Here is a 12,519-nt window from a genome sequence, read left to right as displayed (position 1 = left end):
AATGACAAATTTAGAAAAGAAAATAAGTTTTATCCAAGAGATAGATAAGCTAAAAGGCGTATATCGTAGAGCATTGATAAAATGTGATAATAATCGTAGAGAGAATACAGCAGAACATAGTTGGCATGTAACTCTTATGGGCGTTATATTGGAAGAATATGCAAGTGAAGAGTTTGATATGCTAAAAGTGCTTAAGATGCTATTGATTCATGATATTGTTGAGATATATGCAGGTGATACTTATGCTTTTGATAATCATGCAGTACTTGAGGAACAGAACGCCAAAGAACTAGAAGCTTTAGAGAAAATATTTTCATTGTTACCAGAAGATGAAGCTAATGAGTATAAAGCTTTATGGATTGAGTTTGAAGATAATCAAACAGCAGAAGCAAAATATTCAAAAGCTATCGAGCGAGCAGTTCCAGTTTTACAAAATATGCAGAATAATGGTGGTAGTTGGGTAGCTTATGGCAAAGTACCTAAAGAAAAAGTTATCAGTAGAAACTCAGGATTAAAAGACATTGCTCCAGAGCTATGGCAATATGTAAAAGAGCAGATTGATTTAGCTGTAGAGAAAGGGTGGCTTGTTTAAGCAAATATTTCTAGTGACAGATTAATGATCTCTCACTATGATAGTTTATTTAAAGCTATTTCCCCTTCACACTTCGACTTCGCTCAGTGACCGGAAGAGAAATTTGATATGAGTCTTATGGAGAAAAAATGATCAAATCACTAAAACAATTAGCAACACAAGCTGGCTTAGAATATATCGGCAAAGATGTATCAATTCAAACAGTTAGCATTAACTCTAATGAAATTAAACAAGATGCTTTATTTGTCGCGATTGTAGCTAATCGTGATGGGCATGATTTTATTCCAAGTGCTATTAGCAATGGCGCAAAAGCTTTGTTAGTATCAAAAAAACAAGATATAAATATTCCACAAGTAGTTTGTGGTAATACTATTAAGGGTCTTCGAGCGTTAGCAAAGGAGTATCGTAAAAGTTTAAAAATGCCTATTATCTCCTTAACAGGTAGTTGTGGTAAAACAACGGTTAAAGAAATGATTGTAACTCTACTTGGTGGTAAAAAAGTACATTTTACACAAGGTAATTTCAACAACTATCTTGGTGTGCCTATGACAGTTTTAGAAACTCCACAAGATGTCGATTTTGCTGTGATTGAAACTGGTACAAGCGTTGCGGGTGAGATAAAAGCTGCTGCTGAAATTATCCAGCCTAATGTTGCGATGATTACAAATGTTGGCGCTAGTCATTTAGAGAATCTTAAAACTCTAGATGGTGTAATGATTGAAAAAGGTGAGCTTCTTAAAGCTCTACCCAAAGACGGCTTTTGTATTGTAAATCTTGATGATGAAAGAATACCAGCTTATGCAGATAAATTAGACTGTAACAAAATTACTTGCTCAATGAGTAATCAAGGTGCAGATATCATCATTTTAGATTATCAGGTTACACCAGAGTTATACGATGTTAGGATTAGAATCTTTGACAAAGAATATAGCTATCAGTTACCAAACATAGGTAAACATAATTTGTCTAATAGTATGCTTGCGATAGCTAGTGTGGTTGCTGCAGGACTAGAACCTAATGATTTCTTACAAAATACGCAAAATATCAAAAACTATAAAGGCAGATTCTCAACCGAAAAACTAAATGATAAGTTAACTCTTGTAGACGATACATATAATGCTAGTGCTGGTGCTGTCCAAGCTGCTATAGCAGATTTAGCTGAATTTGATGGTAAAAAAGTTATAGCAATTACTTCAATGAGAGAATTAGGTGATGAGGGCGAGAATTATCATCGTAAAATGGGACAATGGCTCAATAAGGCTGGCTTGGATAATATATTTTTATTTGGCGAAAAAAATTTAATAAAGTTTGTTTTAGAAGAGTATAAAGGTTCAAATGTTAAATATTATGATGATAAACAACAGTTAAATAATGATCTATTAAAAGTACTTGATGGGTATAAATCTCAAAATACTAAATTTACTGTCAAAGGAGCTAGAAGCTTTAAGATGGAAGAAGTTGTCAAATTTGTTAAGGAAAACTTATAAGGGACATTATGAAAAGATTTTTTGTCATATTAGTTTTTGTATTACTTGTAAGTGTATCTTTTGGTAAAGATATCATAAAGTATCCACTAATGGGGTCAAATGCACTTTGTGATTCTGTAAGACCATTTTGTGGCGATAACTGTAGTAATATGCCTTTTTATCCGACCTTATGTAAGCCTACTGAATATGGCTCAGCTTGGTCTGGTGGTGGAGCAACTAGTGCAACTAAACAACTATATTGTGCAAAAGCTACTTATGCAAATTGTCACTACTCAGGTTCTCCAAAAGCAACAGGTATAAATCCAAACAATCAAGCTATGCCATGTAAAGTAAGCGAAGATGGAAAAACAGCTAATTGTAGATGCAAGGTTTTCACAGGTCCTAATTATGTCAATATTGATGGAATTATGAACTTAGGTGTTTATTATAAGACAGTAGCAGTTTGTGGTAAAGATGGTTCAAAGTGTAAAAACCTTTCTACTTGTCTACCGGATGGTAGTGGTGATTGTAAAGGAGTAGAAGCTCCAGTGTGTAAGTATATAGCTAATCAAAATACTCAAGATGATAATGTCTCTTTTATCCCAGGTGCTGATTTAATTTCAACTTATGGTTTTGACATGAATAAGGACTATGATATCGCAAAACCAGGTGAAGGAGTTAAATGTCAAAATATTGATGTAGCAGGTTGTATGACTCAACCATGCAAATATGAAAAAGGTTCAAAAGAGTATGCGAATTGTAGTTGTCCTATTACAAATATGAAAACTATGATGCTAAGTCAAAAAGGTGTATCTTGTGATTTGCCAAAAGGTTATGTTTGGGAATAGTCCAAAAGGATTGATAATTATCTTCTAAACTTTCTAATATTTTATCTTAGATTTTATTTTTAATAATATTTAAAACTCTTCTTAGTGGTTCTGCAGCTCCCCATAGTAGCTGATCTCCTACCGTGAAGCAATGAAATATATCATCAGCTAATAGAGATGATTTGATACGACCTATAGCGATATCAAGAGTTCCTGAAGTTGCTTGAGGTGTTAGATGCTTAAGAGTATCTTCTTTGTTATTACCTACAACTTTAACCCACTCATTACCTTGAGATATTTTTTGCTTAATTTCTTCAATTGTTAATTTCTGTCTAAGTTTGATTGTCAAAGCTTGTGAGTGTGATCTTAGGCTAGGAACTCTAACACATACGCCATCAACTGGAATTGTTTTCTTGGTATCTAGAATCTTGTTTAGTTCTGTAGCGGCTTTATACTCTTCTTTTGTTTGTCCACTTGGCATACCAACGTCTATCCAAGGCAATAGATTATAAGCCAAAGTTTCTACAGTTTTTTGTTGAGGGATTTTTGAAGAATCTTTAGATAGTTCTCTTAGAGTTTTTTCTCTTGTTAGGATATCTGCATTTATATCATCAGCTTTACTCAAAAGGTCAGCTTGTTGGAGAAGTTCTTGCATTGCTGCAGCACCTGAGCCTGATATCGCTTGGTAAGTACTAGAGTTAACCCATTCAACAAGGTCTTCCTTAAGTAGTCCAGCGATTGCTAGAGACATTAAACTAACAGTGCAATTACTACCAATAAAGTCTTTTTTACCACTATCAATAGCGTTGATTATTTGCTTATGATTTAACGGATCTAGCACTAGGGTACTTTCATTCTCTAGACGTAATGTAGATGCGGCATCTATCCAAAAACCTTGCCAACCATATGCTCTTAACTTAGAGTGAATTTCTTTGGTATATTCACCACCTTGACAGCTTAGAAGTATATCCATTTTAGCTAATTCTTCGATATTGTAAGCATCTTGCAGTATGCCATATTTCTCCATAAAACCTGAAGGCTGTTGTCCTGCTTGAGATGTTGAAAAAAATGTTGGTAATATATCATCAAAATCATTTGATTCAACCATGCGAGACATCAAAACTGAGCCAACCATACCACGCCAACCAATAAAACCAACTTTAAGCATAAAACCCCTATAATTATTAGTGATAAAATTTATTGGTTAAGTATAATACAAAAGTAATCGATTTGATATTTGTTAAGAGTAAGAGTATAGAATATGATAGTACATAAGTTTGGAGGCAGTAGTTTAGCTACATCAGAGAAGATAAAAAATGTTTCGAATATAATTAGTTGTATCGATGAGGCTGTGGTAGTTTCTGCATCAGCAAAAACTACTAGTAATTTACAAAAAGCTATAGATCAAGCAATTGAGTCTCAAGATTATAGCGAAACACTTAATTTTATTTTTGAGCATCATAGTTCTATACTTCATGATTTAGTTCCCGCTGAGAATACCCTAAGAGAAACGATTCTTAAAGATTTAAGAGATATTAAGCATATTCTCAGTACTATAGTAATTACAGGGTTCTGCGCTGATAGTTTGAGATTCTTTATTTTGGGCTTTGGGGAAATATGGTCAGCTAAAATTCTTACGTTATATTTGCAATCAAGAGATAAGAATGCGTATTTTATAGATGCTTCAGAATGTTTGATTGTCAATGATAGTAATTATCCTGTTACAGTTAATTGGCAACAAAGTCTGGAGTCAATCAAGGCTATAAAATCTGAAAATCCTGCTGATGTATATGTTATCACAGGTTTTATTGCTCAAAATAAGCTTGGTAAGAGAACAATATTAGGCTTGAACTGTAGCGACTATTCAGCAGCTATTTTTGCAAAACTATTACAAGCGGATAAGCTATATATTTGGACAGATGTGGCTGGTGTATACAGTGCTAATCCACAAGTAGTTCCAGAGGCAAAACCTCTAACACAATTAACGTATAAAGAAGCTCTTGAGCTTGCTTATTTTGGTGCATCTGTTGTACATCCTTTAACTATAGCTCCAATGGCTCTAGAGAGAACACCTATTTATATAAAAAGTAGTTATTCCCCAGATGAGGTTGGTACTAAGATTAGTGCTGACAAGGATGAAGACCAAGGTCTTATTAAAGGCCTAACAAGTGTCTCAGATGTGGCGATAGTACGAGTGCAAGGTGCTGGTATGATAGGTGTTTCTGGTATATCGTTCAAAGTTTTTGGAGCACTAGAGAAAGCTGGTGTATCTGTAATGATGATATCTCAAGCGAGCTCTGAATACTCTATATGTTTCGCTATAGATAGTGTCAATGCTGATAGGGCAACCGAAACTTTAAAACATGAGTTTACTAATGAGATAAAGAATAATCTTATTGAAGAGATTGCTGTTCATAAGCATCATGCTTTGATTACGGCAGTTGGTGAAGGTATGAAGTCTAAAACTGGATCGTTAGCAAAGTTGGTAAACTCACTTAAGTTAGCAAATATTAATATACATGCTATTGCTCAAGGATCCTCAGAGAGAAGTGTTACATTTGCAGTAAAAGCTGAGGATGAAGCTAGAGGTGTTCAAGCTATGCATCGTCACTATAATTCTGTAAGTGATGATATTGCAATTGCTGTAATTGGTGCTGGTAATATTGGTAAGGCTTTTATTAAGCAAATTAAACAAACTTATGAAAAATGGTATTCAAGAGGTATTAACTTAGTATTGGTAGGAGCTACTAACTCAAAGCAAATGCGTGTCTCTTATGAAAATTTATTATTTGAAAATATAGATAATCTACTTAATGAGAATACAGAGCAAGTTAATCTAGAGAAGTTGGCTGAATTTATGTCACATGCTTCGGCTACCAAAAAAATTGTGATTGATGCTACAGCAAGTGAAGATGTTTCGAAAAGTTATGCTAATTTTTTAAACAATGGAATCAGTGTGATTACTCCTAATAAGTATGCAAATTCAGGGAACTATGAATTTTATCAAGAGCTTAGAAAAGTCGCTAAGCAAAATGGCACTAGTTTTCTATATGAAACAAACGTTTGTGCTGGTCTTCCTCTTATAGTTACATTACAAAACATGGTTCAAAGCGGTGATCATGTTAGCACTATAAAAGGAATTTTCTCAGGAACTTTAAGCTATTTGTTCACTCAGTTAAATAATGGTGTAATTTTCTCAGATGCAGTTAAAATGGCTTATGATGCTGGATATACAGAGCCTGATCCAAGACAAGATTTATCAGGTATGGATGTCGCGAGAAAGACGGTGATCTTAGCTAGAGAGATAGGTCTAAATATAGGCTTGAATGACTTGGTTATCGAAAATTTAGTACCGGAAGAGTTGCGTGAATGTAGTGTAGAAGAGTTCTTCACAAAACTTCCAGCATTCAATGAGCAAATAATGCAACAGATTGCAGACAAAAAGAAAGCTCTTGCTGGGGTGCATTATGTTGGATCTATCGTTAATGGTGTTGCAAATGTAGGTATCCAAGCTTATGATGAATCTAGTCCTTTTGCAAATGTGAAAGGTACTGATAATATCGTGATGATAAATACAGATAGATATACTCAACCTATGGTTATCCAAGGTGCTGGTGCTGGTGTTGAGGTAACAGCAGCAGGTGTATATGCTGATGTTATAACTGTGATAAGAGAAAAGTAGTCATGAAATTAGCTAATATTAAATCAGCTAAGGCATTTGCTCCAGCAACTAGTGCAAATTTTACAGTTGGTTATGATTTACTAGGTTTTGCTATCGATGGGGTAGGTGATACTGTAGAACTTATCAAAAGAGATGATGCCGAGTTGGTTATCAAACAAATTAGTGGAGCTACTGGTGCAGATAAACTACCTTTTGAGAGTAATAAAAATGTCGCTACAGCCGTAATCAAAAAATTTTTGGCTGATAAAAATATCAAGATAGGTTTTGATGTTTATATACAAAAAGGTATAACACTAGGCTCTGGTATGGGTGGTTCAGCAGCTTCTTCTGTTGCTGCTCTAGTCGCGATGAATGCTTTTTTTGAAACACCGTATAGCTATGATGATTTGATTGACTATGCTATCTATGGTGAGAGTTTGATATCAGGATCATTTCACGGCGATAATGCAGTTCCGTGTATGTTTGGTGGACTGGTATTATTACAAAGTTCAAAACCATGTAAAAAAATAGATTTACCAATAGTTGATTGTAATGTAGTTATAGTTTGTCCAGATCTTTCAATTGAGACAAAAAAAGCACGTGAGCTTTTGAAAGAACCTTATGATTTATCTACAATAGTTGAACATAGTGCATGCTTAGCAGCTACAATAAGTGCTTTATACACACAAGATATTGAATTGTTGAGTGAAAGTCTAAAAGATATATTGATTGAACCAAGAAGATCTAAATTAATCATAGGATTTTATGATGTACAGAAAGCTGCTTATGATGCAGGTGCGATAGCTTGTGGTATATCAGGATCAGGACCAACAATGTTTGCACTTGTAAAAAAACAAGATGATGCGAATGTTGTTGCTAAAGCAATGCAAGATAAGTTTAAAGAATTTAACCTTAAGTCAGATAGTTGGATAAGTACTATGAGCGGTAAAGGTGCATATATATTAGAGAAAAAATAATAAAGGTAAGACATGAATTTTATTAGTACAAGAGATAAAAATATCAAAGTTTCATTAAGTGAGGCAATGCAGTCTGGATTAGCTCCAGATGGAGGATTATTTGTACCTCAGAGATTTCCAAAGGTTGATTGGCAGAGTTTTACCAAAGATATCAGCTATGCTGAATTTGCTGCAAATACTTTGAGAGAGTTCTTTAAAGGAGATCAGCTTGCAGCTTCTTTAGATAAGATTTGTAATAATGCTTTTACTTTTGATGTGCCAGTTAAGCGCTTGGATAAAACAACATCTGTTTTAGAGCTTTTTCATGGACCAACTTTATCTTTTAAGGATTTTGGTGCGAGATTTTTAGCAAATTGTCTAAGCTCTATCGATAGTGAGAAGCCATTTACAATTTTAGTAGCAACTTCTGGCGATACAGGTTCTGCAGTAGCGGCAGCTTTTCACGGTAAGGGTAATATTCGTGTTATAGTGATGTTCCCTAAGGGTAAAATCTCTAAAAGACAAGAAAAACAAATAACTTGCTGGGGCGATAATATCCAAGCTGTTGAAGTTGAAGGAGTTTTTGATGATTGTCAAAGTTTAGTTAAAGAAGCTTTTAAGACACCTTGGTGGACAGAAAGAACAAAACTAAATACATCTAATAGTATTAATATTGGTAGATTATTACCGCAATCTACTTACTATGCTTATACATCATGGCAGCATTATTTACAGACTGGAGAGAAAGCAAACTACATAGTTCCATCTGGTAATATTGGTAATATCACAGCAGCATTTTGGGCTAAACAAATGGGCTTCCCAATCGGTGAGATATCTATGAGCTTAAATGCTAATGATACAGTGATAGATTATTTAAATACTGGAGAATTTAACCCAAGAGCAAGTGTTGAGACATTGGCAAATGCAATGGATGTGGGTAATCCTAGTAATTTTGAAAGACTTTTATATCTGTTAGGTGATTATGAGAATTTCAAAGCAAATGTTAAAGCTATATGTGTTTCTGATTTTGAAATCATAGAAGAAATTAAGCAAGTGTATCGTCAGTATAATGAAGTAGTCTGTCCACATACTGCAACAGGCTTTGTAGCTAAAAATCAGCTAGATGCAAATAAAGATTATATAATTGTAGCAACAGCTCACCCTGCTAAGTTTGAAAGTGTAATTGAGCCAGTATTAGACATACAAGTCCCAGCTACTCCGGCGTTACAGAAGCTACTAGATAAAGAACAATATAAAGTAGTAATAAATAAATCTATGGATGAGCTTTGTGAGGTTTACACAAAAGCTTTTGAATAAAAGTAACTTTTTTAATTCGGCACTGAAGTTAAATTAGTATCCATTTAATGTAGTAACTTGAATGATTTCACCATTATTTGAGATTTTTATATAGTTACCATCTTTGAACCAGTCGCCAAGTACATATCTAGTATAGTTATCCGCCATATGTATAGCCATTTTGTGCGTATGACCATGAATGATAATATCACAGTTGTTACGATATTTTTCGATACCTTTGGTCGTTACATCAACATTCGGATTTTTACGATTTTTTACATAACTTGCTTTTCGCACATTTCTTGCTGTATATTCTCTTATGAATAAAGGTAATCTTCTAAAAATAAATCTTAGAATAGGATTATATGCAATCCATTTTCTATAAGTTTGGTAACTCTTATCGTCTGTACAAAATAGATCTCCGTGCGAGAAGAGTATTTTTTGATTAAATATATCTATATAATACGGATCTTTAATAAGAGTCACGCCACTTTGTTTAGCAAATTTTCTGCCAATCAAGAAATCACGATTTCCATACATGAAAAATATTTCTAAACCTTGATCTGAAGCTTCTTTTAGCCAATTTGTGATTTTATGATAAAAGTCATCTCTATGGTTATCACCGATCCAATAATCAAAAAAGTCACCAAGAATAAAAAGCTGGTTTTGTGTAGATGTAATACTATCTAAAAACCTTTTAAAAAGATCGGCCATCTCAGCATGGTTAGCATTTAAATGAAGATCTGAAATTAGATAAATATCTTTGTTATGAGCCATATTTTTGACGGTATTGTTTAAATTTTTCGATTATTGTTTCATCAAGGTTTTCTTTGACATACTCAAAAATACTTTCAAAGTTTGTCACCGCTAAAACTGGGATGTTGAAATCTTGAGATATTTTCTTAGTTGCTGAAATATCGCTATCTTTAGCTTTCTCTTGACGATCTATAGATAGTACAACACCAGCTATTTCAGCATTGATGATTTTTAGCTTGTTGTAAGATTCATAAAATGCTGTGCCAGCAGTCATTACATCATCTATGAGTAATACTTTTTTATTAGTCATATCGGCACCAACAAATACTCCACCTTCACCATGATCTTTTGCTTCTTTACGATCAAAAGCGTAAGGCATATCTATGTTGTATTTCAGCGCTAATACAGTAGAAATAGCTGCAACTAGAGGGATTCCTTTATATGCTGGACCAAAAAGGATATCGTACTTCACATCGCTTTTGATAATCAATTGAGCGTAATAATCAGCAAGTGTGGCAAGTTGATCACCTGTGTTAAATAATCCAGCATTGAAGAAGTATGGACTAATACGTCCTGATTTAAGGGTGAATTCACCAAATTTAAGTACCTGATTCTTAAGGGCAAACTCTATAAACATATATTATGTCCTAACATATTCAAACTTGTTATAAATTATAGATAATAACTTTGGGAATACCAAGTAATTATAGTTTAAGATAAAAGATCTATTAATATATTTAAACTTAATAAGCTGATATAATTTAACTACTTTACTAGTTAGTTTCAAAAAAAATTAATGTCAAAACATATTCATATTTTAGGTATCTGCGGTACTTTTATGGGCTCTTTAGCGGTATTAGCCAAACAAAAGGGGTATAAAGTAACAGGTTCGGACCTTAATGTATATCCACCAATGAGTACTTATCTTGAATCTCAAGGTATAGAGATACTACAAGGATTTGATTGTGATCAACTAGATACAAATCCTGATGAAATTATTATTGGTAATATTATGAAAAGAGGTATACCAATAATAGAAAAAATCCTCGCAGAAAAGTTAAACTATTTCTCAGGTCCAGAGTGGCTATATCAAAATATTCTTAAATATAAAAAAGTAATTGCAATAGCTGGTACACATGGTAAAACTACAACCACTACAATGACTATCAAAATACTAGAGCAAGCTGGCTTAAATCCTAGTTTTTTGGTTGGAGGGGTTAGTAGTGATTTTGGAGTTTCATCACGTTATACAGACTCAGAATATTTTGTTATCGAGGCTGATGAATATGATACGGCTTTTTTTGATAAACGCTCAAAATTGATTCATTATGATCCAAGTATTTTTGTGATTAATAATATTGAGTTTGATCACGCTGATATTTTTAAAGATATTGATGCAATATTTTGGCAATTCCATCAATTACTCAGAAAAATGCCATCAACAGCAAAGATTATTTATAATGACAAAGATGAGAATGTTCAAAAAATAATATCAATGGGATGCTGGTCAGAGCTAGTCAGAGTGAATTCTAGTAATGGTATCAGTATAACCAAGCATACAGCAGATTATTCAAAGTTTGAATTATGTGATATTAGTGGAAATAATATTGAAATATCATGGAGCTTAATAGGCGAGCATAATGCTCTTAATGCTATGAGTGCCTATGCTGTAGCAAAACAACTAAACATATCCGATGAAGTGATAAAAAATGCTTTAGAAAGCTTTAGAGGAGTTAAAAGACGGTTGGAAGTATTATCTCGTCAGAATGATGTTACTTTGTATGATGATTTTGCCCATCACCCAACTTCTATTAAGCTAACTTTAGAAGCTGTGCGTAATAAAGATAAAGAAGCTTATTTAATAGCTCTTATAGATCCTCGCTCAAACACAATGCGTCAAGGTGATAATAAAGATAATTTGCCGATGTCAATTATAGAAGCTGATAGAGTGTTGTTGTATAATCATAGTTTACTAAAATGGGATGCGAAAGAAGTTCTTAAAAATAGTAGTAATGTTGATTTTATAGTTAGTGTTGATGATTTTGTTAATCGTATAAGTGAATTGTTAACTAAGTACCAAGACAGGAATATCCAGCTTGTGATGATGAGTAATGGCTCGTTTGATGGATTAAGAGAGAAGTTAGTTAAGTTTTTGGAGACTAAATGAGCTGTTTAATTTATGGTATTCATGCTGTTGATAGTTTAGTAGAAGCTAATCAAGCAAAAGAAATATTGGTATTTAAGAAGTCAAATGCTAATCAAAAGATTGAAAGTATTATCTCTAAAGCTGAGTCAAAAGGCTTGAAAGTTACGTTTATTGATAGTTTTAAGCAACTTCCTGGACGAATCAGAAAAGATGCAAATCATCAAAATATCTTTGCCATAGAGATAAATGATTTTAAAACATATTCTGAGAATGATATTGAAAATCTAATTCCTCAGCATAAAAATACTTTTATTTTAATATTAGATAATGTCCAAGATCCTCATAATTTTGGTGCGTGTATACGTAGTGCACATTCGGCAGGTATTGATTTTATAATTATTCCCAAAGATAATAGTGCACCAGTCAATGCAACGGTCAAAAAAGTTGCTTGCGGTGCTGCAGAGCATACAAAGATTGTAGTTGTTACTAACCTTGCTAGAGCAATCGAAAAACTCAAACAATTAGGGGTATGGGTTATTGGTTTAGCAGGCGAGGCAGATGATAGCTTATATTCGATGAATTTGGCAGATTCTGTAGCAATAATTGCTGGTGCAGAAGGTAGTGGTATGCGTCAGCGTACAAAGGCTAGTTGTGATTTTCTTGCTAAATTACCAATGTTAGGAGAAGTTTCTAGCTTAAATGTTTCTGTTGCTACAGGTGTGGCATTATATGAAGCAGTAAGGCAAAGAAGCCTGTGATAACAGTACAAAGGAGTATTTATTTCAGGTAGATTTGTTAACTTTTAGAGCTAGTGCTGAA

11 protein-coding genes are annotated in these 12,519 nt (G+C 33.6%); 8 read left to right on the top strand and 3 right to left on the bottom strand.

The features are described 5' to 3' along the window. The first annotated feature begins 1 nt into the window (after position 1). From F3D57_RS04845 to F3D57_RS04835, 3 genes are all read left to right on the top strand, one after another. Positions 2 to 592, top strand: a complete 591-nt coding sequence (locus tag F3D57_RS04845) for an HD domain-containing protein (protein WP_150465400.1) — start codon at positions 2 to 4, stop codon at positions 590 to 592. 128 nt (positions 593 to 720) lie between these two features. Then, positions 721 to 2,079, top strand: a complete 1,359-nt coding sequence (locus tag F3D57_RS04840) for a UDP-N-acetylmuramoyl-tripeptide--D-alanyl-D-alanine ligase (protein ID WP_150465399.1) — start codon at positions 721 to 723, stop codon at positions 2,077 to 2,079. A gap of 8 nt (positions 2,080 to 2,087) precedes the next feature. Continuing rightward, positions 2,088 to 2,906, top strand: coding sequence for a hypothetical protein (locus F3D57_RS04835; protein WP_150465398.1), 819 nt, complete (start codon positions 2,088 to 2,090; stop codon positions 2,904 to 2,906). A 46-nt stretch (positions 2,907 to 2,952) separates the two neighbouring features. Here F3D57_RS04835 and asd read toward each other — a convergent pair whose 3' ends face one another. Then, positions 2,953 to 4,053 (bottom strand): aspartate-semialdehyde dehydrogenase, encoded by a 1,101-nt coding sequence (gene asd / locus F3D57_RS04830; protein ID WP_150465397.1) that lies wholly within the window; start codon positions 4,051 to 4,053, stop codon positions 2,953 to 2,955. Positions 4,054 to 4,146: 93 nt separating this feature from the next. Between asd and thrA the strand changes: the two genes are divergently transcribed. Genes thrA through thrC form a run of 3 tightly spaced genes read left to right on the top strand, consistent with a single transcriptional unit; the run spans position 4,147 to position 8,819 of the window. Then, entirely contained in the window at positions 4,147 to 6,567 is a 2,421-nt protein-coding gene (gene thrA / locus F3D57_RS04825; RefSeq protein WP_150465396.1) for a bifunctional aspartate kinase/homoserine dehydrogenase I, read from the top strand. A gap of 2 nt (positions 6,568 to 6,569) precedes the next feature. Next, on the top strand, positions 6,570 to 7,523 hold the full coding sequence (locus tag F3D57_RS04820; RefSeq protein ID WP_150465395.1) for a homoserine kinase: 954 nt from the start codon (positions 6,570 to 6,572) through the stop codon (positions 7,521 to 7,523). 12 nt (positions 7,524 to 7,535) lie between these two features. Continuing rightward, the gene (gene thrC, locus F3D57_RS04815) at positions 7,536 to 8,819 is read left to right on the top strand and encodes a threonine synthase (RefSeq protein ID WP_150465394.1); all 1,284 of its coding nucleotides are present in this window, start codon (positions 7,536 to 7,538) and stop codon (positions 8,817 to 8,819) included. A gap of 33 nt (positions 8,820 to 8,852) precedes the next feature. Here thrC and F3D57_RS04810 read toward each other — a convergent pair whose 3' ends face one another. Both F3D57_RS04810 and pyrE read right to left on the bottom strand, forming a co-directional pair. Next, the gene (locus F3D57_RS04810; protein ID WP_150465393.1) at positions 8,853 to 9,575 is read right to left on the bottom strand and encodes a UDP-2,3-diacylglucosamine diphosphatase; all 723 of its coding nucleotides are present in this window, start codon (positions 9,573 to 9,575) and stop codon (positions 8,853 to 8,855) included. Then, positions 9,565 to 10,191 (bottom strand): orotate phosphoribosyltransferase, encoded by a 627-nt coding sequence (gene pyrE / locus F3D57_RS04805; protein ID WP_150465392.1) that lies wholly within the window; start codon positions 10,189 to 10,191, stop codon positions 9,565 to 9,567. The genes F3D57_RS04810 and pyrE overlap by 11 nt, the downstream gene beginning before the upstream one ends. Before the next feature lie 159 nt (positions 10,192 to 10,350). On the opposite strand from pyrE, the gene mpl reads away from it, so the two are divergent. Both mpl and rlmB read left to right on the top strand, forming a co-directional pair. Continuing rightward, the gene (gene mpl / locus F3D57_RS04800) at positions 10,351 to 11,721 is read left to right on the top strand and encodes a UDP-N-acetylmuramate:L-alanyl-gamma-D-glutamyl-meso-diaminopimelate ligase (RefSeq protein ID WP_150465391.1); all 1,371 of its coding nucleotides are present in this window, start codon (positions 10,351 to 10,353) and stop codon (positions 11,719 to 11,721) included. Beyond that, entirely contained in the window at positions 11,718 to 12,458 is a 741-nt protein-coding gene (gene rlmB, locus F3D57_RS04795; RefSeq protein ID WP_150465390.1) for a 23S rRNA (guanosine(2251)-2'-O)-methyltransferase RlmB, read from the top strand. The genes mpl and rlmB overlap by 4 nt, the downstream gene beginning before the upstream one ends. Positions 12,459 to 12,519 lie beyond the last annotated feature (61 nt).

It is taken from the genome of Francisella sp. SYW-2 (genome assembly GCF_008711475.1).
Taxonomy (GTDB): domain Bacteria; phylum Pseudomonadota; class Gammaproteobacteria; order Francisellales; family Francisellaceae; genus Francisella; species Francisella salimarina.
This window is presented reverse-complemented; position numbering and strand designations above follow the sequence as displayed.

Coding starts and splice junctions, on each gene's coding strand:
- F3D57_RS04845 (WP_150465400.1), top strand. CDS start 2: ATGACAAATTTAGAAAAGAAAATAAGTTTTATCCAAGAGATAGATAAG.
- F3D57_RS04840 (WP_150465399.1), top strand. CDS start 721: ATGATCAAATCACTAAAACAATTAGCAACACAAGCTGGCTTAGAATAT.
- F3D57_RS04835 (WP_150465398.1), top strand. CDS start 2,088: ATGAAAAGATTTTTTGTCATATTAGTTTTTGTATTACTTGTAAGTGTA.
- asd (WP_150465397.1), bottom strand. CDS start 4,053: ATGCTTAAAGTTGGTTTTATTGGTTGGCGTGGTATGGTTGGCTCAGTT.
- thrA (WP_150465396.1), top strand. CDS start 4,147: ATGATAGTACATAAGTTTGGAGGCAGTAGTTTAGCTACATCAGAGAAG.
- F3D57_RS04820 (WP_150465395.1), top strand. CDS start 6,570: ATGAAATTAGCTAATATTAAATCAGCTAAGGCATTTGCTCCAGCAACT.
- thrC (WP_150465394.1), top strand. CDS start 7,536: ATGAATTTTATTAGTACAAGAGATAAAAATATCAAAGTTTCATTAAGT.
- F3D57_RS04810 (WP_150465393.1), bottom strand. CDS start 9,575: ATGGCTCATAACAAAGATATTTATCTAATTTCAGATCTTCATTTAAAT.
- pyrE (WP_150465392.1), bottom strand. CDS start 10,191: ATGTTTATAGAGTTTGCCCTTAAGAATCAGGTACTTAAATTTGGTGAA.
- mpl (WP_150465391.1), top strand. CDS start 10,351: ATGTCAAAACATATTCATATTTTAGGTATCTGCGGTACTTTTATGGGC.
- rlmB (WP_150465390.1), top strand. CDS start 11,718: ATGAGCTGTTTAATTTATGGTATTCATGCTGTTGATAGTTTAGTAGAA.